Raw genomic sequence first — 25172 nt, forward strand, 5'->3', positions numbered from 1 at the left:
AAAGCCACATTTTTGCTCAAAATAATTAACATGAGTAAAAACATACGCTTCTTTATGATCTTTATCTTAGGATTCATCACTTATTATTTCTTTGACCTTTTTTGTTTTAAAACTATTCAACATTTTATAAAAGAGCTCTTCCACAGTAAAGCTATAGCCCATGTCTTAGCCTATTCCATTACTCTGATCCCGATCATCATTACTCTGAAGGTACTGCTTCCCAAAAATAAAACCATAAATCTGCTTTCTTTAAATCAATCTGCTGCTAAAGGTTTTACCCTAGCATTTATGGGAACCTTACCCATGCTGATTGGATACATCATACATTTTAAACTCACCAATACAATCAGTTTTGAATCATTATTTATCAATACCATTTCATCTGCTTTCTTTGAAGAGCTTATATTCAGAGTCTTTCTTATCGGGACATTATATAGATTTACCAGACTGGGATTTCTTTCATCCATCATGTTTGGATCAATATTATTTGCACAAGTTCATTTATATCAGAGCCAAAATACAATAGAGCTTCTCGAGATATTTGCCATTACATTTTTAGGTTCTGTATTTTTTACCTGGGCTTATTTTGAACAGGATTTTAATATCTGGGCTGCCATATTTCTACATTTTTTCATGAACCTGTATTGGGAAATATTCAGTGTATCAGAAAACGTTTCCGGAAATCTCTATGGAAATCTTTATAAGTTTTTATCTATAATTCTGGTGATAGGTATCGTTACATACCATAAAATAAAGAAGAAAACTCCCTTTCAGATCACCTAGAGAAACCTTTTTATAAAAAGCAGAGAAGTACACTCATAAATTTTGCATAATTTTGCAATATGTTGATAGAAAGTTTTCAAAACGAAAAAATAAAAAACGTCACTAAGCTACTTACTGACAACAGGTTTCGTAAAAAATCAAAGGTTTTTGTTGTAGAAGGACAGCAGGAAAATACCAGAGCCTTGCAATATAATTTTGAGCCTGTAGAATTCTTTATCTGTGAAAATATCTTTAAAGAAAAACTTCCTGAGGGAAAAATCCATTATGTAAGTGATAAAGTCTATGAAAAAATAGCTTATAGAGGCAGTTCAGAAGGGATCATCGGAATATATCAAGCCAAAGAAACGCCTCTTTCTTCTTATGTTCCAAAAGATAATTCTACTGTTATTATTGTTGAAGGGGTAGAAAAACCGGGCAATTTGGGAGCTATTCTGAGAAGCTGTGAAGCATTTGGTATTGATGCATTGATTGTTGCTGATGGAAAAACAGATTTTTATAATCCAAATGTGATCAGATCCAGCGTAGGCTGCCTTTTCGGAATGGAAGTTTATCAGGCAGAAAATGAGGAAACATTTGAATTCCTTCAGAAAAATAAGTTTAATATTTATACAACACTGATGGATGAAACAGCTGAAGACCTTTATAAAAGAGATTTTACACAACGTTCTGCAGTATTATTCGGGACAGAACATTCCGGATTAAGTGATTTCTGGATTGGGAAAGGTAAAAACACATTGATTCCCATGGCTGGTAGTATAGATTCTTTGAATTTAAGTAATGCTGTGGCGATTACCTGCTATGAATCTTTGAAACAAAAGAAAGGATAAATAATATTAAGTTGATGTTTGATAGATTATCTTGCATCAACATGTATTATTTCTATATAGAGATTGCTTCACCTTCGGTTCGCCATGACAGGGTAAGGTAAGAGTTGATCATAGAGCATAAAAAAACCGTTTCACTGGGTGAAACGGTCCTTTTATTTTTAAGCGTAAGCTAAAATTATTTCTTAGCAGCATCTTTAGCAGCGTCAGCAGCTCCTTTAGCAGCATCAGCAGCACCTTTAGCAGCGTCAGCAGCACCTTTAGCAGCATCTTTAGCAACTTCAGCTCCAGCAGCAGTAGTAGCAGCAGCAGCATCTTTAGTAGCTTCTACAGCAGTAGTAGCAGCAGAATCAACAACTTTAGCAGTTGAATCAACTACAGTTGCAGCAGAATCAGCTACAGTAGCAGCAGCAGAATCAGTAGTACCTTCAGTAGCTGTAGCGTCAGTTTTTTTACAAGCAACTAGAGAGATTGCAGCGATAGCAGCTACGAATAATGACTTTTTCATAATAAATTAAATTTAATTTTGTTAATATTGTTTTATAAAATTTTCTTCTGTTCTGTTATTTGAACAAGACAAAGGTATAGCAGTTAGAAAATTTGTTTATGAAAAATAATTGTAATACCTTTGTAAAATAGTTTTACAAAAAAACATAACTGATAATCAACAATTTAATTATTTAAAAAAAAATTGACAGATTTAGATCTATTACACTTTGAACAGCTAAAAAAGGATGTCCAAGGTCAATATTTAAAAGAATATACCCCATCACAGGATGACATATCCAAGTGGAAGGGTATAGATATCATATATTTTCAGGAAGACCTGCGCAAAAAAGCGAAAGGTAACATCAGTGAAAAGTCATTTTACACCTATTTCAAAACTTCACCAGTCACTAAATTACCAAGAATAGATATGCTCAATTTATTGAGTATTTATGCGGGATACGACTCATGGTATGAATTCAAAAAGCAGCATCTTTTTGCTGGAGAATTGTTACAGGAAAATGAAAATCTGGAAGAAGAAGAGATCAATGAATTGGAAAAAATGGTTTCTGCAGCTCCAGAACTTCCAAAAACTGAAATTCAGCCTAAAAACATTGAAATAAAGCCTACTGAAACCACTGATTTACAAAAAACAAACACTGAAAACCAAGAAGTTAATAAAAAACAAATAACATCCAGCGAAGTTGAGATTTCTACCCTTCCAGCTAAGAAGAATTTCTTAAAAAAGAATGCCTGGGCACTTATTACTTCCGTTTTAATTGCCATAACAGGTTTATTGGGATTCAAGGATGTTCTTTTTTCAAAAACTTATACTTATTGCTTTATTGACAAAGACAGAGGAACCTTTGTTATTAACACCTTAGACATTATGGTTATCAAGGAAAACGAATCTCCTATGATGTACAAAATAAAACCTGGTGAATGTTTCTCTTATTCCACAAAGGATAAAAACCTGAAGATGAAGATCAGTGCTGCATTTTACGAGCCATTGGAAGTAAGCAGAAATCTTGAAAACGCCCCAGGAGAAGAAAAAATTGAGCTTAAGCCGGATGATTACAAAATGGCTGCTTATTATTTCTCAAGAAAAGACATTACAGGAAACTCAGAAGAACAAGTTGCCCTTATTAAGCAGAAAAGAAATCAGCTGGAAAATCTAATCAGCAACAATGCTGTTATCTATCAGGTATATGACAATAACACCTATGGTATTGAAAAAATAGACAAACAAAAGTATATCACCCTCGTTACAACCCCTACTACATCTCTGAAAAATCTGAATGTAATAGAAATGAAAAAAGACAACGGTAAGATCGTATCCATTAAATTCAAAATTGCGACTACAGATGAAAAGAATAAATAATTTTTTAATCCTCACTATACTTCTGACTTTATTTGCTGCCTGTAATAAGAAAACAGAAGCGAGCGACCTAGATAAACTACGAAACAGCAACAACACAAGAAGTTATCCAGCTGTACAAATGGATAGTATGCAGGCTATTAATTCTATTACCAAACAAAAAGTTCAGGAACTTCTGGATCTTTCTACCCTTTATGTGAGCGGTAACAGAAATACTGAAGTAGACAGTTTTATTTATTCACAAATGGAAAGCTATTTTCACAAACCGGATTCTCTGACCTTCAAAAGAATGTTTAAGGAACTGGATAGTATGAAAGTGAAGGCTGCAAAGGTAAATGACTTGAATGTTTATAAGGAATTCTATAAAAAAGACACCTTAGACTATGCTAAATTCAATGTAGAATATTTTGATGATAAGAATAAGTCTTTGGGAAGCTTTGAGAAAAATGCTCAATATATACTACTGTCAACCTCCAAAATGAAAAAGGAGTTTAAATTTTACTTTTTAGATTTTTATTCCAAACCGCTTAAGAAAGACAGTACGTCTGTAGGGGTAACCAAATAGTCGAGGGGAATATCATTCTCCCAGACATCATCAATAAAATCATCGGGGTCAAAATAATTGACTCCGATTTTTTTTGTCTCTGGGGAAATACTTTGGAAAAGTCCATCATAGAAACCTTTTCCATATCCTACTCTATTCCCGTTTGAATCACAGTATAAAAGCGGAGTAATCACATAATGAAAGTTAATTTCTCCGGAATCTTTATTGGAAACAGGTTCAGAAATTCTCCAGCTGTTTATTTCAAATACAGTATCATTGAAAACTTCAATAGAAATCAGTTTATCTACTACAACTTTAGGCACGTAAACGCGTATATTTTGCGCTAAAAAATAATTGATGAAGATTTGAGTATCAATCTCATTAAACTTCTCAATCGGAACGAAAATATGGATCTTCTGTCCTGGTTCTGGTTTAAAGTAAGTAATGAAATTCTGAAAAACATGTTCAGATAACAAGAAAGCCTCATCACGAGACAAGGCTTTTCTTTGTTGCATATATTTTTTTCTAAGCTCAGCTTTCAACATAATCGTTATATTATTTTTACTGAACAGTTTCTTTATACATTAAGCGTTTTCAGCTGGTTCAAGAATTTTATACAGTTTATCTGACAAACGAACTCTGAACGGAATTTCAAAAGTGATCTGATCTCCCTGTTTTGCAGTTTCGCAAGGACCTCCGTTTGCATAAATCTGAGTAATCGTAAATTCCTGCTCACCAGTTGTAGGACCGGAAATTAATACTTTATCTCCTACTGAAACTTCTTTATTCTCAATTAAAAACTGTCCGATCTTTGATTTTGAGAAGTAATGCTCAGCCTTTCCAACCAATACTTTTTTAACAGCTAATTTCTGACGAATGTTTTTAGTTTCAGCTTTTGCTAAAGGTGTTTTAGGTAAATCACCTGAGTTTTTAAACTTCAAAGCATCAGATTTTCCTTTTCTGAATACTTTATTTCCAACCTGTAATCCTTTTCTTAATTTCAGCTGCTCTTCCAAAGGCAAATGGATGGTATCCAGACATTCTGTAGAACAGCAGTTTTCCATTGCTTCTTTACATTCATCACACTGGATAAATAAAAGATGACAGGCATCATTAGCACAATTGGTGTGATTATCACAAGGCTTTCCACATTGGTGACACTGAGAAATAATATCATCCGTAATTCTTTCTCCTAAACGGTGATCGAATACAAAGTTCTTCCCAATGAATTTACTGTCTATTCCTTCTTCTTTAATCTGACGGGTGTATTCAATAATTCCGCCTTCAAGCTGGAATACGTTTTTAAACCCTTGGTGTTTGAAATAGGCACTGGCTTTTTCACAACGGATCCCTCCAGTACAATACATCAATAAGTTTTTATCTTCTTTGAAATTCTGTAATTGTTCGTTGATAATCGGCAAACTTTCTCTGAAGTTTTCTACATCAGGAGTAATAGCGCCTTCAAAATGCCCTACTTCACTTTCGTAGTGGTTTCTAAAATCAACTACAATGGTGTTAGGATCATCAAGCATATTATTAAATTCCTGAGCCTTTAAATGAACTCCTTTGTTGGTTACATCAAAAGTATCATCATTAAGACCGTCAGCAACAATTTTATGTCTTACTTTAATGGTAAGTTTTAAAAAGGAATGATTGTCTTGCTCTACCGCTACATTCAAACGGATTCCCTTCATAAAGTCATATACTTCTAACGTATTGCGGAAAGCTTCAAATTGATCTGCAGGAACACTCATCTGAGCATTAATACCTTCATGGGCAACATAAATACGGCCAAGCGCATCAAGGGCGTTCCAGGCTACAAATAGGTCGTCACGAAAATTTTTGGGATCTTCAATTTTAGCGTACGCATAGAAAGATAAAGTAAGACGTTCCTTACCAGCTTCATCAATAAGTCTAGCTCTTTCTTCTGCGCTTAAGGTGTTATACAGTTGCATGCTATAAACGTTTTAAGTGAGAAAAATATTTTTGTAAAGATAGGTATTTTCAAATTAACAGCCTTTCATGAGCTCAATGATAATTGACAGCTATGAGTATGAAAAATACTTTTTATATTGTACTTATTATGGTAACATTTTGTCATATTTCATTTAATTTTATTTTAAGTTTTGTTAATGCTGGGCTTAACAATTATGACATAATACATAAAATGATATAATAGCCGTTAAATTTTAGTTAAAATTGAAACATAGCATGCTAATTGCTTACTTATTTAACATTAAATTTGTTTACTCAAAAACATAAAAAAGAATTAATTAATAAACAAGAAAGATATACAATGAAGAGTACTTTAAAAAAACTATTACCATTTGCAGTAGTCGGAGTTATTTCTGGAGCTACTACCGTTGGAGCTATACAATATTTCGGACATGGTTCCAATAACGGAGATCAATCATTTTTCACAGCATCAGCCCCTAACACTTCATTTGCAGGAATGAATACAGGAGCAGTAGGTGATGACTTTGTAAAAGCAGCTAAAACAACTGTTCCGGCTGTGGTTACTATTAAAAATTATCAAAGCAGAACAGCAAGCAGAGCTACTGAACAGGATCTGTTCGACTACTTCTTTGGAGATCCGTTCGGAGGAAGAGGCCAGCAAAGGCAAAAGCAACAGCAGGCTCCGGACAATATGCCTTCAGGGATGGGTTCTGGAGTAATCATTTCTCCTGACGGATATATCATCTCGAACAATCACGTTGTGGCGGGAGCTAATAAACTTGAAGTTGTCCTGAGCAATAAAAAATCATATATCGCAACTTTAATAGGAACTGACCCTAACACGGATATTTCTCTATTAAAGATTGAAGAAAAAGGACTTCCTTACTTAAACTTTGCCAACTCTGATAATATTGATGTTGGACAATGGGTACTGGCTGTAGGAAACCCACTAGGATTAAACTCTACAGTAACTGCAGGTATTGTTTCTGCTAAAGGAAGAGGAATAGGTATTTTAGGAAGCCAAGGGAAAGCAAGCAACCCTATTGAAAGCTTTATCCAAACGGATGCTGCCATCAACCCAGGAAACTCTGGAGGTGCTTTGGTAAATACTAACGGAGAACTTATCGGGATTAACTCTGCGATTCAGTCTACAACAGGATATTATCAAGGGTACGGATTTGCAGTTCCTGCTAACTTAGCCAGAAAAATTGTTGAGGATATCAAAAAGTTTGGTATTGTACAAAGAGGATTCTTAGGTGTTTCATCATTAGACCTTTCCAATGACCAACAAGTTCAGGCCTATAACAAACAATTCAAAACTACCATTAAGTCTGGCAGCGGAGTGTATGTAACAGGATTTGGTGATAACAGTGGTGCAGAAGATGCAGGATTGAAAAAAGGAGATATCATTACAAAAATAGACAACTACGAAATTACTGATTTTGCTGATCTGTCTATGTCTATCGGAAGCAAGCGTCCTGGTGATAAAGTTCAGGTAACTTATTCAAGAAATGGTAAAGAAGCTACAACAAGCGTAACTTTAAGAGACCAGAAAGGCGGTACATCTACAAGAACCAAAGCAGATCTTAGTGTAACCGAAAAAATCGGAGCTGAATTTGATCCTCTTACTGAAAGATTCAAAACTGAATATGGTCTTAATAGTGGTGTAGTGACTAAAAATGTATCTGAAGGAGGCGAAATGGCCAAAATCGGAATTGTAGACAACTACATCATCATTGAAATAAACGGTAAGCCGGTAAACTCACAAAAAGACATTGAAAGTATTCTAAGTAAATACCAAGGAAATGTACAGGTGAAGTTTGTGGATGATTACGGAAGAATGTACACGAAAGGATTTAAAATGCCTTAATCAATAACTCAACAATAGTTATTTTCATATCAAAGAAAAACGCTGCAAAGATTTGCAGCGTTTTTTATTTATTTGGGTTTATTCATTTTCTCAGCGATTCTTTTCTTCTTGTTTCGCTCATAGATTACTTCTACAATCTTACCGCCAATCCAGGAAAACGGAAAAAAGGTAAGGAAGATTGAAATCTTATAAAATGTAGGATGATAAGGAAATATAATTACATCCAGCATTGCGATGAAAAGCATGATGAAACCAATTAGAATAGCATACGCCACTTTAGCGTATTTAACGATGATTGCCGTTGCTACTCCACCAATTGTAGTTCCCAGTCCGGAAATAAACAAAAGAAAGCCGAAAAAGGCTTTATCGTCCTTCATACTAAAAAGAAATCTCTGCCAATGCTCAAACGGAGCAAAAGCTTCAAAAGTAACCCATTGCGGAAAAGCTCTTATACCAAGAGTAATAATAAGCCCTGTTATCCCAAGGCCCATCAATATCGCAAATGTATTTCTTATAAAGTTCATTAATCCTGATGTGCGATCATAGAAATTTCAATATCCACATTTTTAGGCAGACAAGAAACCTGTACAGTTTCACGTGCCGGATAGCTTTCTGCATCTAAATAAGAAGCATAAATATCGTTCATTACAGCAAAATCATCCATGCTCTTAAGAAAGATAGTTGCCTTTACAACGTTTTTAAAAGTCATTCCAGCTTCTGTAAGGATTGCCTCAAGGTTTTTCATTACCTGATGGGTTTCCTTTTCAATTCCTTCTACCAGTTTACCAGTTGCAGGATCTACAGGAATCTGTCCGGAGATGTATAAAACTCCGTTAGCCATATTAGCTTGTGAATAAGGACCGATAGCCGCAGGTGCATTAACTGTATTGATTATTTGTTTCATATACGGATATTTATTTTTTTGTAAAATTATCTTTCATTACCAACCATAAGTTAAGCAATTTCATGATAATCTCGTTAGATTTATTTTGGATGCAAATATAAAATTTATATTGTCAAATGCCAATCTGATATTAGAAAGGTGCATTTGGCTGGGTAAAGCTTCTGTCTTTATACTTCAATGCATCACTTAAGATATTGGCTTTGATCCCAATAAAGAAGTCATATACCTTATATTGTCCAAAAGGCACCCAGTTAAAATTAATGGTAAAACTTCGCTGATCTCTTGAAAAACCAATTCTTGTATATGCCAATTCTTTAGTCACCAAGTCATAATGGGTACTTCCTGTAACGTTCCAATAAGGAGTAAGCTTAATACTTCCATCAAGACCTAGAGAGGCAATTTTATTTCCAAACCTGCTAGTTCCTTTAGAATACGCATAATTCGCATTAATATTCAATGTCCATGCCTGATCGAAACGTGAGTAGTTATCATCATCAAAATAATAGTTCTCATTTCTTACTTCTCCTTTTGAACTATATTTTTTAGCATAATCGGTTTTCTCTCCAAAGATTTCGCTGCTTAAAGGGTAAGATAACTGAACATTGAATCCCTGTACTCCAAAAGCTCCAAACTTCTCTGTTCTGATTCCCTGATCTTGTCCTGGAATGAATTCAATTTTATATGGATCAAGAGAAAGACTGGTATTAACTGTAAGTTTATTATTAAAGAAAGAAGACTGTCCATTAATAGTGAAAATAGACCAAGGGTGATCTTTAGCAGCAAAGTTGTAGCTTCCTGAAAGGTTTAAAGATTCAAAGATCTTCACTTTTTTCACCCCGGTAGAATCACTTTTAGATTTCACCTTCATTTCGATATTGTTTCCGATATTGAAACCTAATGCACCCACCAAATTGTTTGATGGACTTCCAATAATTCCTTTTTCAAAGATGGAATAAGGAGTAAGCGCTCCGGTTGCATTATAATAGTTCTTGTAATATCCGAAACTAGGACTTGAAAAATCAGGAGAGTAAGTAAACCCGATACTTGGAATTACCATATGTCTCACCGCCTCTACAATAGAACCTTTTTTGAATTTCATCATTCCGTATAATGTTGTCTGAAGACTGGCAGTGGTTGAGAATGAAGAATATCCTGCGAATTTTTTATTGATTTCATCTACCGTTACATTCTTTACAGGGTCATAGTATCTGTTTAATGTTTTTGTAGTTAAAGCATTATCAATATTAGCACTTAAACTGAATGTAAAATATTTAGCCAAAGTAGTATTGGTAGCTAAAGCGATATTGTTCTTAAGTCCTGTCTGCATTTTATCCCACATTTCTTTTTTGAACAGTTCATTTTCCTGAGTGTTCACAAAGTTCGTCAGGTTAAAACCTGTATTTACAGTAATATTTTCAAGAAGTCCTTGTCTTACTCCGGATTTTGATTTAAACAGATAAAACTGATTAACCGCTACGTTCATCTGCGGAAGACGAAGATCTGCCAATCCTGTTGCAAAGTTCTGTGAGTAAGATGCCGTTCCTGTAATGGTTACCGGAAGTTTCAGAAATCTTTTGGTAAGAGTTACCGTTGAGTTCTGCTGAGTATTCAATACATTTTGATTGAAAATATAAGCGTTGTTAAGCGGATTGTTATAAAACTTCGTACTTACCATATCCACCTGAGCACTGAACGTAAGGAAAGGATTAGCTTTTGAATCCTGAGAATGAGTCCAGCTGATTCTATAGGTACTATTTTTAGTATAATCATCCAACCCCTTGATCCCTCTTACCATTGTTCCAATGTCTGCATTGAAACTTCCCGAATAACGGTATTTTTTCTGATAATTCATTTGTGGACGCAAGTTCCAGCTTCCTTTGGTGTAAATATCAGCAAGCACTTTAAGATCAAAATGCTCTCCAATCGGCTGATAATATCCAATACCATTAAGGAAAAATCCTACATCTTCTCTTTCACCGAAACTAGGAATCAAAATACCTGCTGCTCTTTTATCCGAGAAAGGAAGAATTGCAAAAGGCATAATAAGCGGTGTAGGAACCTGCTCTATATACATTTGAATAGGTCCTGTAACGATTTGAGATTTATTTTTTGATTTTATCAGCTTAATATTGGAAGCTCTCATGAAATAATCTGCTACCGTATCTTTTTTCTTAACAAAATATTCATCGGTGGTATAATCTGCTTTTCTCATAGCAAACACCGAGTCATTGTATTTTTTTGTTTTTTGGGCTATAATTACTCCCTCACTCTCCTCTGTTCTTGCATTGAAAGCGATGGCCTGTCTGGTTTTTGTATTATAGCTGAATTCATTGGTTTCATATTTTTTCCCAGCCTGAGTAGTCACTACAGGCTCTATGATTTTCCCTAAAGAATCTAATTTCCCTCTGGCATAGATCAGGTTCTTATTATCATCAATGGAGATATAATCTGCATCAATCTGCATATCCTGATACTTTACCTGGGCATTCTTATTAAGGAATGTCATCTTTTTAGGGATATCTCGTCGCTGATCGTCTGCTTTTGTTTGAAGTACATCATCTAAAGCTTCTTTTTTTGCAACAATGGTATCCTTTTTGGAAATAGTATCTTTAACCACATTTTTAGGCAATTTTTCAGGAGTTTTCTGTGCTAAAAAATTGTTAAAAATTAGGATAATTAAAATTTGTAATATATTTTTGAAGACGGTTTTGGCCAATTTTGTTCTATATAATTAAGGCCCAAAATTAATATAATTTTTATAACTGTAAGATGCGCAAACAAAATTTTAAAATAATTTTATCATTTCTCCTACTCCTAATCAGTAACTTTATTTTCTCTCAAAAGAAGTTTACACTAGTTCTAGATGCGGGTCACGGAGGAAGTGACCATGGAGCCAACAGGACTTATTCGGACATTGGAAGAATTGCAGAAAAGGATATTACTCTTGCCATTACCCTAAAGGTAGGAGCCATGCTTGAAAAAAACAGGGACTTCAAAGTAATCTATACCCGAAAGATTGATGAATACCCTTCTTTATCCGACAGAACTAACCTTGCTAACAGAAGCAAAGCAGATCTTTTTGTATCCATTCACTGTAATTCTTCTGCAAGACCTACAGCTTATGGTACAGAAACTTATGTACAAGGACCCAACCAGAACAATGAAAATCTGGAGGTTGCCAAAAGGGAAAACGATGTGATCTTTCTGGATGAAAAGGATAAACAGACCTTCGGATCTTATAATCCCGATTCTCCGGAATCTTTAATTGCATTAAAGCTGCAACAGAGTAAATATCTTGAATCCAGTCTTCTTTTGGGCGGTTTGGTAGAAGATAACTTTGTAAATAAGGATAAGAGATCTTCAAGAGGAGTATTCCAGAAGAACCTTCACGTTCTCCGTATGAATGCCATGCCTTCTGTTCTGATAGAAACAGGTTTCATTAATCATCCGGAAGAGAGCCATTATATTGCCTCCGAAAAAGGACAGAATGAAATTGCAGAAAGTATCTACGACGCTATCATTGACTATAAAAAAGCAGTTGACAGAAAAACAGGAGGATCTTTCACCACTAAAAAACAGGAACCTGAAAAACCTGCAGAAACTCCACTGAAGAATGATTTCAGAATATTACTGATGAGTTCTCCTACAAAATACAATGAGAATGATCCTGCATTGAAAGGACTGAATTATGTTCTTACTCTGAAAGAAAACGGGCAGTACAAATATTATTATGCAGTAACCAATATGGCTTCTGTGAAAGACATTAATCTTAAAACAGCTAAGGATGCAGGATTCAGGAATGCATTTGCAGTAGGATTTATGCCTAATCAGAGAATAAGCATGGGATATTACACGCTGGAAGTATATACTGGTGAAAAGCTGAATGGTAATTCATACATCCTTCAGAACCTTAAAGATGTAGAAAGAGAGAAAGACAGTGGTGTGTTCTATTATACCTATGGAAAGGCTTATACATTGGAGGATGCTGTAAAATTACAAAAAGAGGTTGAGGCCAAAGGAATTAAGAATACGGTCATCCAAAAAGTTTATAAATAACTAAAAAATAATTTTGAGGTTTCAAAAGGTTTTTCTATTTTTGCAACCTCAAAATTTGGCCTATTCGTCTAGTGGTCAGGACTCAAGATTTTCATTCTTGCAACAGGGGTTCGATTCCCCTATAGGCTACAAAAAAGGAGAAATGATACGTATCGTTTCTCTTTTTTTATTTTAATACAATCAAACCATTTTGATGATTTGATATTTTTTGTACAGCACTTAGTTTTTCATAAAATTACTTCTAGGCCGTCTAGTTTTATTAATAATACCTTTTTATTAGATTGCGCTATGTATTTCTCTGCTAATAAACTCAATATAAAATATCAAGATTCCTTTTATCTTATTTATTCAATTGATATTTCTAATTAAGATTTAAAATCAGCCATGAAAATTTGAAAATAATAGTATACTGGTAGTGAGATACTTATTATTATACGGATAAAAAAAACATAATTTTCGCTCTAAAAAAGCACTCTATTTACGTTATATCTCATAAAAGCATTATATTTGCAAAAATTTTTTAATAAATTTATCCATAATTGGTCAAACAAATATGGTAACACTGATGAAAAATATTATTGATAACCCACAGTCTGTAGGAGACTACAGATTATCAAATTTTATATCATGCCGGATTTAAAAATACAAGAAGCAAAATTGCTTTTTAAGAAAATCCACTCTAACCCAAAAAGTTATGATTTACAAATCAATGAAGAAGGGATTACAGGCAAGGATGATAAAATAAGTTTCAGACTTTACAGGACCGGAGAAAGGGTTGCTTTTGAAGTAACAATAGATGAACTTACTTTCACCAATACTACTGGAGAATGGAATAATGCACTGATCATGCTAGGGAATACGATCAAAAAAATAGAAAAAGAACAAGAAAATTTAAAAATAGAACAAGCAATAGATAAGCTTAGAAAGTACCTTTCAGAAGAAAATTAAATTTTTTAAAAATAAATTTGGTAGTTTCAAAAAAAGTTTATAGTTTTGCACTCACATTTGAACGATATGGCAAATCATAAATCAGCACTAAAGAGAATCAGACAGAACGAAACTAGAAGACTTCGTAATAGATATTATCACAAGACTGCTAGAACAGCATTGAAAGCCTTAAGAAATGAGGAAAACAAAGCTGCTGCAACAGAGCAACTGCCAAAAGTTATCGCTTTATTGGATAAATTAGCTAAGAAAAATATTATCCACAAAAACAAAGCAGCTAACTTAAAAAGCAAATTGACAAAGCACGTTAATAAATTAGCGTAATAAGTATAGCGGCCCGTTCGTCTATCGGTTAGGACCTCAGATTTTCATTCTGGTAAGAGGGGTTCGATTCCCCTACGGGCTACTTAATTTTTAAAAACCACTGAGTTTTTACAGTGGTTTTTAAAAACAAAGTAGAAAGCTATTACTTAAACACATCTAACCGGCCCGTTCGTCTATCGGTTAGGACCTCAGATTTTCATTCTGGTAAGAGGGGTTCGATTCCCCTACGGGCTACAAACTAAGAGTTGATACTTATAAAAACAAAAACTAACACACTATTTCGGTAGTGGAAGATAGAGGGCCCGTTCGTCTATCGGTTAGGACCTCAGATTTTCATTCTGGTAAGAGGGGTTCGATTCCCCTACGGGCTACTAAAAAGGACTTTTTCGAAAGTCCTTTTTTTGTTTTAATCCCCTTCCCCCTATCCTATTTCAGGATTTATTTCAATAACTTTAAAATTCCACGACCATTCTTATTGAGAAAGATATATCTCACTTAATTATTTTGAGGAATATTAAATTTCATTAAAAATATCACCAAAAATGGAAATATTATTTTCTGTGTCTTCTTTAATTCCTTAAATTTGACTAAAACTATTCATCTAAAAAATAATAACATGAAATTTAATTTACTTCTGAGAGATACATTCTCTTTTCAAGCTGCTTTAATTGCGATTTGCTTATTCTCTGCTCAACTTTTATTTGGTCAGGACAGAATCTATGCTCACGCTCAAAGTTCTGGTGTATTTGGAGTAGCCTGCTTAGGATGCCGAGTAGATAATCCGCTGAATGCCGTTGGAGGTAATGAAGATGATTATTCCACAATGGTATTGGGAACTGCTTTATTAGGTGGAGTTCAGCAAACATTAATTTTCCCTGATCTTAGAGCCGACACAAGGCTTGTTGTAGGAATTGGAACGGATAACATTCCTTTATCTGTACAACTATTAAGTGGAGTAACTCTTGAAACGATGAACGGAGGAACTTCTAACGAGGACCGCAGAACGATAGACATCAGTCTTCTAAAGTTGGGAGCAACTCCTAACAGAGGTACAGTAGAATTTAAGCCTACAAAACCTTATGATGGAATAAGAATCGGTTTAACCGGAGGGGTATTAAGCCTTGGAGGTGGATTTAGAATTTATTATGCTTATCAGGATCCATTGATTCACTTATTAGCTCATAGCCAGAATGGACAGGTAACCCTGAGCGGAAATGTTAATGTAGAAGGTTCTGAAGTTTCTTTGACTAATACTTCAGGAAAAGAAGTGTTTCGTTCAAAGCTTAGAAGCAATACATTTGATGCTAATCAACCTGGAGGAGTTTACATCATGAATCTTCAAACTAAGGAAGGAAAAACATACTCTAAGAAAGTCATTATTAAATAAATGATAAACATAGAAAAAGCGGCAGTCTTTAAAAAGGCTGCCGCTTTTTTATGCTTAAAAGAACGACATATATTAATTTATCATTAATAAAAACAGTTTATATAAATTAAATATTAGCATATCACAAAAAAATGAAATAAATTATTTAACATAATCATTTTATTTATAAATTTACAAAAAACTAAAAATCAAAATTTTAATATATGAAAACTAATTTATTATTGAGTCCACGCAGTATTAAGACTGCTATTTTTGCTTCTTTATTGTTTCTAGCAAGCAACATGTCATTTGCACAAATTGTAAAATATTATGCAAATGCCCAAGCGAATCAGGTATACGGCGTATGTATAGGCTGTGGAGTTCTAAATCCATTGAATGCAATTGGTCCTAACGAGAGTGACTATTCCGTTCTACAGGTATCCATTGGCTTACTAGCCCGTACTGAACAGACATTAATTTTCCCTAACAGTACTTACACCAACAAATTGGTGATTGGTATTGGTTCTAACGGAACTCCTCTAAGTGCACAAGTATTAGGGGGTGTATCTATTGAGACATTCAACGGAAATGTTTCTAACAATGATTACCAAAACTTAAACAATGACATTTTAAAGCTTGGGGCTGGTGATCCAAGTAAAGGTGAAATTGAACTTACCATGAACAAGCCTTATGACCGTATTAAGATCAATGTAAATGGTGGATTATTGAGTTTAGGTGGAGAGTTTAGAGTATATTACGGATACCAATACAGAGATCCTTTCATTAGTTTTATGGCTCACGGCCAAAATGGTCAGGTTACTCTGGATAAAAACTTAAAAGTAGAAGGTTCGGAGGTTACTCTGATCAACACTTCCGGAAAAGAAGTATTCAGCACCAAATTAAATTCCAATACGTTTGAAACCAACCAGCCTGAAGGTTTATACATTATAAAACTTCAGACTAAGGATGGAAAAACACATTCAAGTAAGGTTTTACTTAAATAAATAATTAAACATGCCAGAGGCGGCAGGCTTAAAAAAGCCTGCCGCTTTTTTTATTTATATCTATCCTCAAAACTAATCCTTCAAATATTTTACTAAAAAAATAAGACAGGTTACATAAAACCTGCCTTATCCACACTTGTGTACAATTTAAAATAGACTTGTGATGTTAAACCAAAACTGTTTTAAGATTTCTAGTGCCCAAACAAATATTAATAGGAATGTTAACTTTTTTTACTGCATCATCCATGCTACTGCATTGGCATATAAAATACTGTTGTAAACTACAGATGAAGCTGATGTTCCGGTACCAAACTTGGTTTTTGGGATTGGTTTTCCGGATGCATCTACTCCTGCCGGATAGGATGCTGCTGAAGCGTCATTTACTGCTCCAAGTGGAAATCCACCATCTCCCCAAAAGAATAATTTGTATGTTTTATGGATGAAACCAACCATCTGACCATTGTTTGTGGATAAAATATCGACATTGGAGCTGTTGATATTAGCATTGGTATAAGAACTGGAATCGTCATTATCATCTCCCACCAAATTTCCTCTTGCATCTCCAAACGGACCATTAAGGATAGGATGGCTAAGATTGGCTATCTGTTTAACAAGACCTGTTCCAGTAGCCGCATTATTAGTAGTTGTACCACCAAAGATTTGGTTTAGTAACTGGTTCGGTTGTGCCTGCTGTAAAAAGATCATCGCCCGTCCTCCTTTATCAAGATAATCTTTAAGTGCTACAGCATCTGCTGCATTGGAGGAATAATCCCAAGTAAAAATAATCATATATGGATTATATGTAGCAATGTTTGCAGCAAGTTTTCCCTGTGTAGTTCCTACTGTTTTAATATCAAATCCTTGTGATGGAACGGTTCCCGTAGGACCAAAGTTTGCTGACGACTGTAATATTGTGGTAGGAGCTGTTGTATTTCCCGGATTAGGTGTATACATTCCGCCTCCTAAAGATAAAATCATTCTTTTGGGAATCACTCCTGCACTTACATTCGCAGAAAAACTACAAGACTGGCCTGCAATATTTATGGTAAATGATGCAGTTCCTGAAGATGATGGATTTCCTGAAATATTGAGGGAAATACTTCCGTTTCCATTCGCTAATGTTCCTGCACCTGCTGAGGCTATAAGACCTGAAACTCCCGAAGAGGCCGCTGATATACCTGGGTAAGATTGGCCTGTTGCATTGGTATAATTAATGACTTTAGTCCCATTTGCCTGAGTTCCCGCAGTAAAAGTCCCACTAAGAGTACCGCTGGAACAGTCTAAAGTAAAACCGGGGCCAGGTGTAGGACCACATTGATCACATAGACAATTGGACCATCCTGTGGGCTTGAATACCCTTACACAACTTAATGTGGAGTCATACATAATTGTTCCTATAGCAATATCTCCTCCTTTTGGGGTAATCATGTTTTTAGGATCTGAATTGGTAGGAAGAACCAACCCCATATTATTGGTGGTTTCTTTATTGATGTCTAACGCACCCCTGGGGTTGGCCGTACCTATACCTACCTGAGAGAATAAGATATTCGCAAAGAATATCAAGGGTAATAAATAATTTTTTCTGTTTTTCATTTGGTTTGATTTTGTAGCAAAAGTATATTTTCGGTACCCCGACCTCCAAAAATAGATATACGCCTTATATACAACAGTTACAATATCCATCGTACTCCAGACACTCTACATGTCTTCTACACCCTCAATAACCGAAAGGGCGCAACCCTTGTATTTTTCATCATCAACGCTCTATAAGTTTTTGAATAAATACTTAAAATTTTCATCTTTTTTTGGCAACACTAAAAAAAACATGTCCGATTTGGTCAAAACAAAACCCGGCCAGAAATTGGCCGGGTCAGAGTGAAACAAAAATTAGCTATGCTAAAATTAATTTTTAATCAGTTTTTGCTGGTATACAGCTTTGTCAGTTGTAGCTTTTAGGATATACATTCCTTTTTGTAACATGCTTACATTTACCTGCCCATTATTGTACTGGGTATTGATAAGTTTTCCTGTAACATCATAAATAGCAACATGAATCACTTTTTCCTGTGTTTTGATATACAGAATATCCGTAACAGGGTTTGGATAAATGCTAAATTCAATCTTTTTAACCTCAGCTGTTGCTAATGTAGAAGTAGTACTGTTTACTTTAAGTGTTCTTTCCACTACTTTACCGTTTGAATTGAAGCTGATGACAATATCAGCTGTTCCTGAACCTATTGGAGTAAGTGTTAATTCTTCATTGGTATTAATTTCTGCAGAAACTACCGATGGATTACTATTTGACTTCACAGATTTTACAATAGATGCTCCAAAACTGTCTTCATCAGAAACCAATGTTTTCAGATCAATAGCTGTAGTACCTGTTGCTGTAACCTGTGACGGAAAAGTGCTGCTTACTACAGGAGCTGTATTATCAGGGAACACAGCCAATGCAGGGAACCAATAGTAATCATTTAAGATTTTAGTATCAATAAGAGCTCCGCTTGTATTAAATGTATGGATCCAGTTCTTTTGGAAATGTGCTCCATATCCGCTTTCTGTAGTATTAAGAATAAGATTTCCTGTAGAAGGATTTACACGAAGTGCTGCACCGTAAGGAATCTGCTTAAAGTTTCCTGTTTGCCCGGGAAGGGTAATAAATGTTTCATTAAAGACTTTAGTTGTAACATCAAATCTTACAATTTGGTTTCCGGCGTTAAAACCAGATCCTGCTTTAATCCAGTATAAAGTATTCTCTGTATTACTTGCCGTAAAGCTTCCGGCATTCCAGGCACCCCATGAATCTGAATATTTAGATGTAGGAATACTAAAATCCTGAACGGTAAGTGTTGCAGCATCAATATTAGTCAGTTTTTGATTCTGAATAGCCCAAACACTTCCGTCTTTTGCCTGAACAATAGAACTAAAAGCTCCTGCAATTGTTGTAACTACAGTATCAGTATTAGGATCAATTACTAAAATTCCTGCAGTTTGTTTCACGGCAAAAACATATTTTGAAGTACGGATCATATTTCCGATTTGCCCTGAATACTGGCTTCCACCACCTGTTCCTGCAATCAGGCTTCCAACCTGAAGGTTATCAATATCAAACAGATAAATTCCGTTAGAGGCTCCGATATATCCTTTATGCTGATTTACACCAAGGAATGATCTTCCGTCTCCGTTTCCAATATTATTAAAGGTTGCAATTTTCTGCATGGTCTGAGCATTGGCTACTACCAATCTTCCACCTGGTGTATACTGCGTGTCTCCTCCGTCAGCAGCCTGCTTAGACACAAAATAGAATTTGTCTCCATAGATTGTTCCATACTGTGTAGTCGCTCCAAAAGCGTGATTATTGTTAGCGTTACTATAAACACGATAGTTGATCTGACCGTTATTATTTATAAAGTTAACCGAGCCATTGGTATGCCCGAACCACTCTTCATTAACCATAAAGAATCCATCAGTAAAATTCGTAGAACTTACATAAGGAGAAACAGGTGTCATTGTAGAGGATATTTCAGGTGATCCAGACATTGGGCTATAGTTCCACACATCCCATGCTCCGTTTTCAAGGATACGAGAACTAGCTCCTACTCCTGAAAATCCGAAATCAGCATCTGTTGGATTTTTCACCCAGTAGGACCAGAAACCATTATACCAGCCAGACATCCAGTGATCGTTAGTATCCTTTGCAGTATATTCATCAAAGTCATATTGGGTAGTCTTCACAATACCGTCTAAAGGATATAGAGGATATGCTGCATTATTGTTTTTGATTAAAGCATTTGAATCCTGCCCATTCAGATCAAACCCCATACCTCCTACCGCAGTTCCGAACTGAGTTCCCGGATACAGTAAAGTAAAGAATCTTTTATCTGCTTTGGCAATGGCTTTCAGCATATCTTCTCCAGTGGCATTTCCATCCCATCTGAATCCCCAAACCAGGGCGTCAGGATTTTTACTATCATTCCATTGTACTACAAATGCAGCCTGATTGGAACCTGTTCCCACCCAATACTGGATATCAGAAAAGCTGATATTCGCGGTAACATTTGTGGTGGTTAATGGGGTATTTCCAGAAATATCATTCCGGGGTACCCCCTGTACTTTTATCTGAGCATTCGTAAAAAATGCAAACAGAAAAAGTAGAGTAAAAAGGTAAAACTTTTTCATTTTTATTAATTTAAAGATATTATAGGTTGATTATTTTTTTAAATGTAAATCGTAAGCTCCGGCTACTTCTGTAGAAACTTCACCCAGCCAGCCTGCTTCCTGATTGATTCCTGTATATACTTTTACAAAATCAATTCCCGGTAGTTTTACATACTTCCCGTTTCTGTCAACAGCCCAGGCAATATCAATATTAGAAGCTTCATCATTGTTTGGGGCATTATCTGCATATCCAAAATCATAAGACTTACCTACCCAATAGGTTCCTGTTCCACTTTGATCGTAAAAGTTATCTTTAAGTCTTGTCCCTGTAAAGCCATAAGATGCATTGGCAAACCATAATGGATAATAACTTTGTGAGTGGAAAGTATTCTTTGTTTTGAATCCTGTATTTCCAAGATTATCCTGCCATTTTATATATTCTATATCAGTCTGCCATCCACTATTACCCGGAACGGGTGCTTTATTTTCATCGGGTTTGAAGTAAGTAATATTGTAGTCTTTTATCGTTGTATTTTTAAAATACTCACTCCCTGCAATCTCATACCATTCATTATCATCGGGTTTTCCATTTTTGTTTTTGTCATAAGCCACCATAATGATTCCCGGCTCACAATTTCCTGAGCGGGGATCGTTGGCTGCATTTCCAAAAAATGCATTCCCAAGAACTTTAAAGTCTCTCCCTTCCAGATTAGGAATAGTATGATCAAAACCAAACACTACATAACCACCAAAACCACCAAGACTTACCATCGCCGGATTTGATCCTACCAGATAGCTGTTGGCTTTTTTAATCATATCTGTTTCGGTATTTCCCTGTTCAAACTCTGGAATTTCGTTCATAAACTGACCAACAGCCGGATGGAAATCAAATACTTTAGAAATGTATTTACTCAGCGTTACAGCTTCCTTCGTTACTTTGATTTTAGAATGAAATACTTTATCAGTTCCCACCTTTAATGTCAAAGGATAGGTCGCGGTTTTGGTACTGATGAATTCCAGTTCAGAATTTTCGGAAATAATTGAATCTTTAATACTCCAGGTAATTTTTCCGGAAATATTGGTAGGGATGTTCAATACTCTGAAACGTTCAATGGTATAAGCCGTATCTAATTTAAATGCTGGTGGTATTACTTCCGGATCAACAGGAACCGGTGCTACAACCTCATCATCACTTTGGCAAGCGGCAATTATTCCTGCAAAGAGCAGGGATAAAAGTCCTGTCTTTAAATAATTAAGCGTTCTTTTATTCATGTTTATCAGTTTTGTTTAATTATATAAAAAGGCAAAATGGGCAGGGATATTTCCCCCTTCAGTTTTCCATTTAAAATGTCCGTTTTTATCAAAGCAGTATACAAATCCCATGGAAACATAGTTTCGGGCGTCTGTCATATAAATGTCTTCTGTAATTGGGTTTACTGCAATTCCGTATGGAGTTTTAATAATGTCTTCATACTCTTTGTCAATAATTCTGTTGGAAATGACCTGTTCCGTTTTTACATCAATGATCCCAAATGTTTTTACGTAGGCATGGGTATTATAGTTGAATTCATTGCCGTAGTAATACAGCTTATCATTCACGATGGTCATTTCACTTACAGCAATGTGAAAATCTTTTTTAATAGTGCCTGTTGCTGCATCTACCAGATATAAATTGGAAGGAACGTTATAGTAATCTCCTCTTGAGCTTACATACAGATCTCCATAATTGTCCTTTTTAAGACGGTGAAGATTGATGGCTACATCAATTTTTTTCTTTTCAGTAAAAGTGTTCAGATCAATTACTGAAACGGTTTTATCATAATTCGGAACCATATATCCTCCGGAATTAGCTACAAATAACTGATTTCCTACAATTTCCATTTCTTCTGGCTGATATCCAACTGTTGCAGTACGTTGAATAGTAAGGGATAAAGTATCTATTTCTGCTACTTTTCCTTTGGGAGCCAGCGGGTTGATATCCACAGGACCAGCATAACTGCTCGCATAGGCTTTCCCATCTTTAAAGGTCATGTATCTGCAATTCTGTAAATAAATAGACTTGATATGTTTAGCTGTTTTAGCTTCCAGAACTTCAATGGTATTGGAAACATTCACTACAATGTACATCTTGCTGCCATAAATTTTAATATCATTTCCTACATCTCCCAATTCTTTCAAAACATTGGGGTTAATTTCGGAATAGATATTCCTGAAATAGGTTCCTTTGGTGTAATCAAAGAAATCAAGGGTGCATTTATTACTTCCCATATTTCCTTCATTCAATACGTAGAATCCTTTTATGGTGTTTTTTTCAACGGGGTTAAGTCCTTCCACTACTTCCATAGGAATGATCGTGTCATCAGTACGACAGGAAGTAAGGGCAATGAATACAAAAAATAAAAAAAACAGATTTAGCTTCTTCATAATGTAAAGTTTAGAGTGAGTCTGAAGTTTCTTCCCGGCATGGGATAGTTCAGGACAACGTCATAATATTGATTAAAGACATTGTTCATTTCAAGGTTTATTTTAAAAGGATGCCCGGCAAGGCTTAGTTTTCTCTGAACAGAAAGATCATGGGTATACCAGGGCTGAATATAGTTATACCGGATATTATCCTGCTGTCCGTCATATCTTTCCCCAACATAGATTGTACTGTAATTAAAACTCCAGTCTTTATAATCTGCCATTAAGGTGAAAGATCCGCTATGTCTTGGTGTATAAGGGATTTGCTCCCCATAATAAGTTTCTTTAAATCCTTTAGTGATTGTTTTATCCTGGGCATTCTGGTAAGTATAAGCCAATAATGGTTTGATCTTAACATTCCCCAACATCATTTCGGTCTGAACATTCACATCTGCTCCTATAATTTCAACCTTTCCCAGATTGAGCATCATCCAACGAAACATATTGGATGTAGGGATGGCAACGATCTTATCCGTCACCTTGTTATAATAACCATCAACCTTTACATAAAGTCCTTTGAATAAAGACTTGTTATACTTTTTCTGATAGGTAAAACCAAGATCATACTGATGGGTAAATTCCGGTTTCAGGAAAGTATTTCCAACGCTGGTATAATACAGATCATTAAATGTTGGGAGCCTGAAGATATTTTTATAGAAAGCTCTAACGGTAAGTTCCGGTATGGAAGCAGGCTGATAGCTCATAAAGAAGGCAGGAGTCCATTCTCTTCTGTCATCAGCTTTGAAATTCATTTTGACGTCTTCAGAAGTAAATGTTCCTAAAAGACTTCCTAAAAACTTAAATCTGTTCCACTGGTAGGTTGAAGCCAATGCAACCAGGGTGGTATAACGGGTAGGATAAGAAAAATTATGCAAGTCAGCATCCAGATTATTGTACTGGAAATCTCCATTTAAACTGACATCCCAATCAGGGGTAATGGAATATAGATTGGAAGAGGAAAGATAAACCTCCCGTTGAATATAAGTATTCTTTGCAGGCATCCCGGATTGAGACCTTACCGTATCATTAAAATAAGTGTAATCATAAGCAAACTTAGCCTTCAGCTGAGTTTCAAACTTAGGAAACAGCTTTTTCCTGAAATTGGCCTGTACAAAATAACTTTCATCCAGCATTCTTGCTCCTCTTGCCTTAAAACGGTTCTTTACAATAGGGGCAGGAATACCACGGTTTGAAATATAACCATAACCACGGATGTTCCAGCTTCCATTATTCAAAGTTCCATTGACAGATGTTTCAAAGCGTTTTGCTTTAATATCTGAATCATATCTTTTGGAAATGGTATCAGAAGCAGTTTCTCCATTGGGATATTTTCTGCCATAACGGAATTTATAAAGGCCGTCACTCTGAAGAAACTCCGCACTGAAGCTCGTTGCGATCCGTTTTGAAATCTTTTGTTCTAATCGGAAAGAGGGATTAAAGAGATCAATAGAAGCACTTTTTGCTCTTATAGTGAGATTGGTTTTTCTGTTTCCTGTGAATACTGGTGTTTTAGGCTGCAAATAGATAGACCCTGATGATCCAAAGTCTTTTGCAGGCTGAAAGATTTCACTTTTTTGACCGTTGTACAACGAAATTTCTTCCAGATCATCCAGAGAATATCTTCCCAGATCCACCAGACCGTTTTGGGCATTTCCCAGTTGGATCCCGTCATAGAAAACACCTACATGCTGGCTTCCCATGCTTCGGATGTTGACCGTCTTTAAGCCCCCCATTCCGCCATAATCTTTAATCTGAACACCGGAAAAATACCGTAAGGCATCAGCAACGGAATGGCTGCTCAACCGTTCAAGCTCTTCGCCCTGTAAAATCTGGGCCGGGAGGATTTCTTTAAAGTTCTTTTTGTAAATATTGACAGCCTTTATGGCCTCTTCTTTAATAGTATCTTTTTTCTTGGTTTGAGAAAACAAGAATTGTGATGTTAACACACTTATTGTGAAAACAATTTTATGAAGTTGAGATGTAGTCAGTTTTGCCACCATTAGCTCATTCAGGGATAATGATGACGCTAATGGATATAAGAAAAGCAATGACTAAGCACAGCTGTTACTGCACAGAATCATTGTAGTCTTAAGCTTTATTCCACGAAAGCG

General features: G+C 35.5%; 21 protein-coding genes and 4 tRNA genes. 14 read left to right on the forward strand and 11 right to left on the reverse strand.

Going from position 1 to position 25172, the window contains the following annotated elements:
• Positions 1-30 precede the first annotated feature (30 nt).
• Both BLS98_RS06200 and BLS98_RS06205 read left to right on the forward strand, forming a co-directional pair.
• Positions 31-783, forward strand: a complete 753-nt coding sequence (locus tag BLS98_RS06200) for a CPBP family intramembrane glutamic endopeptidase (protein WP_089734669.1) — start codon at positions 31-33, stop codon at positions 781-783.
• A 59-nt stretch (positions 784-842) separates the two neighbouring features.
• On the forward strand, positions 843-1610 hold the full coding sequence (locus tag BLS98_RS06205; RefSeq protein ID WP_089734671.1) for a TrmH family RNA methyltransferase: 768 nt from the start codon (positions 843-845) through the stop codon (positions 1608-1610).
• 175 nt (positions 1611-1785) lie between these two features.
• On the opposite strand, the gene BLS98_RS06210 is transcribed toward BLS98_RS06205, so the two are convergent.
• Positions 1786-2115 (reverse strand): hypothetical protein, encoded by a 330-nt coding sequence (locus BLS98_RS06210; RefSeq protein ID WP_089734673.1) that lies wholly within the window; start codon positions 2113-2115, stop codon positions 1786-1788.
• 183 nt (positions 2116-2298) lie between these two features.
• On the opposite strand from BLS98_RS06210, the gene BLS98_RS06215 reads away from it, so the two are divergent.
• Complete coding sequence (locus BLS98_RS06215) at positions 2299-3474, forward strand: hypothetical protein (RefSeq protein ID WP_089734675.1); 1176 nt, start codon at positions 2299-2301, stop codon at positions 3472-3474.
• Positions 3458-4036 carry a hypothetical protein gene (locus BLS98_RS06220; RefSeq protein ID WP_089734676.1) on the forward strand — a complete coding sequence of 193 codons (579 nt, stop codon included), beginning with the start codon at positions 3458-3460 and terminating at the stop codon, positions 4034-4036. The genes BLS98_RS06215 and BLS98_RS06220 overlap by 17 nt, the downstream gene beginning before the upstream one ends.
• On the opposite strand, the gene BLS98_RS06225 is transcribed toward BLS98_RS06220, so the two are convergent.
• The gene (locus BLS98_RS06225; protein WP_394331776.1) at positions 3985-4530 is read right to left on the reverse strand and encodes a 5-formyltetrahydrofolate cyclo-ligase; all 546 of its coding nucleotides are present in this window, start codon (positions 4528-4530) and stop codon (positions 3985-3987) included. The two genes, BLS98_RS06220 and BLS98_RS06225, sit on opposite strands and share 52 nt — an antisense overlap.
• A gap of 69 nt (positions 4531-4599) precedes the next feature.
• Positions 4600-5970, reverse strand: coding sequence for an oxygen-dependent tRNA uridine(34) hydroxylase TrhO (gene trhO, locus BLS98_RS06230; protein ID WP_089734680.1), 1371 nt, complete (start codon positions 5968-5970; stop codon positions 4600-4602).
• Between the two features lie 341 nt (positions 5971-6311).
• Between trhO and BLS98_RS06235 the strand changes: the two genes are divergently transcribed.
• Positions 6312-7841 (forward strand): trypsin-like peptidase domain-containing protein, encoded by a 1530-nt coding sequence (locus BLS98_RS06235; RefSeq protein ID WP_089735683.1) that lies wholly within the window; start codon positions 6312-6314, stop codon positions 7839-7841.
• Positions 7842-7909: 68 nt separating this feature from the next.
• Here the strand turns inward: BLS98_RS06235 and BLS98_RS06240 are convergent, their stop codons facing one another.
• From BLS98_RS06240 to BLS98_RS06250, 3 genes are all read right to left on the reverse strand, one after another.
• On the reverse strand, positions 7910-8365 hold the full coding sequence (locus BLS98_RS06240; RefSeq protein ID WP_089734682.1) for a hypothetical protein: 456 nt from the start codon (positions 8363-8365) through the stop codon (positions 7910-7912).
• Positions 8365-8745 carry a RidA family protein gene (locus tag BLS98_RS06245; protein ID WP_045491236.1) on the reverse strand — a complete coding sequence of 127 codons (381 nt, stop codon included), beginning with the start codon at positions 8743-8745 and terminating at the stop codon, positions 8365-8367. The genes BLS98_RS06240 and BLS98_RS06245 overlap by 1 nt, the downstream gene beginning before the upstream one ends.
• Positions 8746-8875: 130 nt before the next feature.
• Complete coding sequence (locus BLS98_RS06250) at positions 8876-11461, reverse strand: putative LPS assembly protein LptD (protein ID WP_089734684.1); 2586 nt, start codon at positions 11459-11461, stop codon at positions 8876-8878.
• A 53-nt stretch (positions 11462-11514) separates the two neighbouring features.
• Between BLS98_RS06250 and BLS98_RS06255 the strand changes: the two genes are divergently transcribed.
• The 9 genes from BLS98_RS06255 (at position 11515) to BLS98_RS06295 (ending at position 16440) form a co-directional block, all read left to right on the forward strand.
• Entirely contained in the window at positions 11515-12801 is a 1287-nt protein-coding gene (locus BLS98_RS06255) for an N-acetylmuramoyl-L-alanine amidase family protein (protein ID WP_089734686.1), read from the forward strand.
• A gap of 57 nt (positions 12802-12858) precedes the next feature.
• A tRNA-Glu gene (locus BLS98_RS06260) sits at positions 12859-12930 on the forward strand.
• A gap of 498 nt (positions 12931-13428) precedes the next feature.
• The gene (locus BLS98_RS06265; RefSeq protein ID WP_089734687.1) at positions 13429-13749 is read left to right on the forward strand and encodes a hypothetical protein; all 321 of its coding nucleotides are present in this window, start codon (positions 13429-13431) and stop codon (positions 13747-13749) included.
• 66 nt (positions 13750-13815) lie between these two features.
• On the forward strand, positions 13816-14070 hold the full coding sequence (gene rpsT, locus BLS98_RS06270; protein WP_002983073.1) for a 30S ribosomal protein S20: 255 nt from the start codon (positions 13816-13818) through the stop codon (positions 14068-14070).
• 10 nt (positions 14071-14080) lie between these two features.
• Positions 14081-14152: transfer RNA gene (locus BLS98_RS06275), tRNA-Glu, on the forward strand.
• Positions 14153-14232: 80 nt separating this feature from the next.
• Positions 14233-14304: transfer RNA gene (locus tag BLS98_RS06280), tRNA-Glu, on the forward strand.
• 65 nt (positions 14305-14369) lie between these two features.
• Positions 14370-14441, forward strand: a tRNA-Glu gene (locus BLS98_RS06285).
• Positions 14442-14686: 245 nt separating this feature from the next.
• A complete protein-coding gene (locus BLS98_RS06290) occupies positions 14687-15457 on the forward strand; it encodes a T9SS type A sorting domain-containing protein (protein WP_089734689.1) in 771 nt (256 codons plus the stop codon).
• A gap of 203 nt (positions 15458-15660) precedes the next feature.
• Positions 15661-16440 carry a T9SS type A sorting domain-containing protein gene (locus BLS98_RS06295; RefSeq protein ID WP_089734691.1) on the forward strand — a complete coding sequence of 260 codons (780 nt, stop codon included), beginning with the start codon at positions 15661-15663 and terminating at the stop codon, positions 16438-16440.
• Between the two features lie 231 nt (positions 16441-16671).
• Here BLS98_RS06295 and BLS98_RS06300 read toward each other — a convergent pair whose 3' ends face one another.
• The 5 genes from BLS98_RS06300 to BLS98_RS06320 all read right to left on the reverse strand — a co-directional run bounded on the left by BLS98_RS06300 (position 16672) and on the right by BLS98_RS06320 (position 24989).
• Entirely contained in the window at positions 16672-18033 is a 1362-nt protein-coding gene (locus BLS98_RS06300; RefSeq protein WP_089734694.1) for a hypothetical protein, read from the reverse strand.
• A gap of 309 nt (positions 18034-18342) precedes the next feature.
• Complete coding sequence (locus BLS98_RS06305; protein ID WP_089734696.1) at positions 18343-20619, reverse strand: DUF5074 domain-containing protein; 2277 nt, start codon at positions 20617-20619, stop codon at positions 18343-18345.
• 30 nt (positions 20620-20649) lie between these two features.
• Positions 20650-21870, reverse strand: a complete 1221-nt coding sequence (locus BLS98_RS06310; RefSeq protein WP_089734698.1) for a cell surface protein — start codon at positions 21868-21870, stop codon at positions 20650-20652.
• Between the two features lie 15 nt (positions 21871-21885).
• Positions 21886-23022, reverse strand: a complete 1137-nt coding sequence (locus tag BLS98_RS06315) for a YncE family protein (RefSeq protein WP_089734700.1) — start codon at positions 23020-23022, stop codon at positions 21886-21888.
• On the reverse strand, positions 23019-24989 hold the full coding sequence (locus tag BLS98_RS06320) for a TonB-dependent receptor plug domain-containing protein (protein ID WP_317040618.1): 1971 nt from the start codon (positions 24987-24989) through the stop codon (positions 23019-23021). Before BLS98_RS06320 ends, BLS98_RS06315 begins: the two co-directional genes overlap by 4 nt.
• Between the last annotated feature and the right edge of the window lie 183 nt (positions 24990-25172).

Origin of the sequence: Chryseobacterium jejuense (assembly GCF_900100075.1) — a bacterium.
Taxonomy (GTDB): Bacteria; Bacteroidota; Bacteroidia; order Flavobacteriales; family Weeksellaceae; genus Chryseobacterium; species Chryseobacterium jejuense.

Excerpts from the sequence above, each read along its gene's own strand:
- BLS98_RS06200 (WP_089734669.1), top strand. The coding sequence starts at position 31 with ATGAGTAAAAACATACGCTTCTTTATGATCTTTATCTTAGGATTCATC.
- BLS98_RS06205 (WP_089734671.1), top strand. The coding sequence starts at position 843 with ATGTTGATAGAAAGTTTTCAAAACGAAAAAATAAAAAACGTCACTAAG.
- BLS98_RS06210 (WP_089734673.1), bottom strand. The coding sequence starts at position 2,115 with ATGAAAAAGTCATTATTCGTAGCTGCTATCGCTGCAATCTCTCTAGTT.
- BLS98_RS06220 (WP_089734676.1), top strand. The coding sequence starts at position 3,458 with ATGAAAAGAATAAATAATTTTTTAATCCTCACTATACTTCTGACTTTA.
- BLS98_RS06225 (WP_394331776.1), bottom strand. The coding sequence starts at position 4,530 with ATGCAACAAAGAAAAGCCTTGTCTCGTGATGAGGCTTTCTTGTTATCT.
- trhO (WP_089734680.1), bottom strand. The coding sequence starts at position 5,970 with ATGCAACTGTATAACACCTTAAGCGCAGAAGAAAGAGCTAGACTTATT.
- BLS98_RS06235 (WP_089735683.1), top strand. The coding sequence starts at position 6,312 with ATGAAGAGTACTTTAAAAAAACTATTACCATTTGCAGTAGTCGGAGTT.
- BLS98_RS06240 (WP_089734682.1), bottom strand. The coding sequence starts at position 8,365 with ATGAACTTTATAAGAAATACATTTGCGATATTGATGGGCCTTGGGATA.
- BLS98_RS06245 (WP_045491236.1), bottom strand. The coding sequence starts at position 8,745 with ATGAAACAAATAATCAATACAGTTAATGCACCTGCGGCTATCGGTCCT.
- BLS98_RS06255 (WP_089734686.1), top strand. The coding sequence starts at position 11,515 with ATGCGCAAACAAAATTTTAAAATAATTTTATCATTTCTCCTACTCCTA.
- BLS98_RS06265 (WP_089734687.1), top strand. The coding sequence starts at position 13,429 with ATGCCGGATTTAAAAATACAAGAAGCAAAATTGCTTTTTAAGAAAATC.
- rpsT (WP_002983073.1), top strand. The coding sequence starts at position 13,816 with ATGGCAAATCATAAATCAGCACTAAAGAGAATCAGACAGAACGAAACT.
- BLS98_RS06290 (WP_089734689.1), top strand. The coding sequence starts at position 14,687 with ATGAAATTTAATTTACTTCTGAGAGATACATTCTCTTTTCAAGCTGCT.
- BLS98_RS06295 (WP_089734691.1), top strand. The coding sequence starts at position 15,661 with ATGAAAACTAATTTATTATTGAGTCCACGCAGTATTAAGACTGCTATT.
- BLS98_RS06300 (WP_089734694.1), bottom strand. The coding sequence starts at position 18,033 with ATGAAAAACAGAAAAAATTATTTATTACCCTTGATATTCTTTGCGAAT.
- BLS98_RS06305 (WP_089734696.1), bottom strand. The coding sequence starts at position 20,619 with ATGAAAAAGTTTTACCTTTTTACTCTACTTTTTCTGTTTGCATTTTTT.
- BLS98_RS06310 (WP_089734698.1), bottom strand. The coding sequence starts at position 21,870 with ATGAATAAAAGAACGCTTAATTATTTAAAGACAGGACTTTTATCCCTG.
- BLS98_RS06315 (WP_089734700.1), bottom strand. The coding sequence starts at position 23,022 with ATGAAGAAGCTAAATCTGTTTTTTTTATTTTTTGTATTCATTGCCCTT.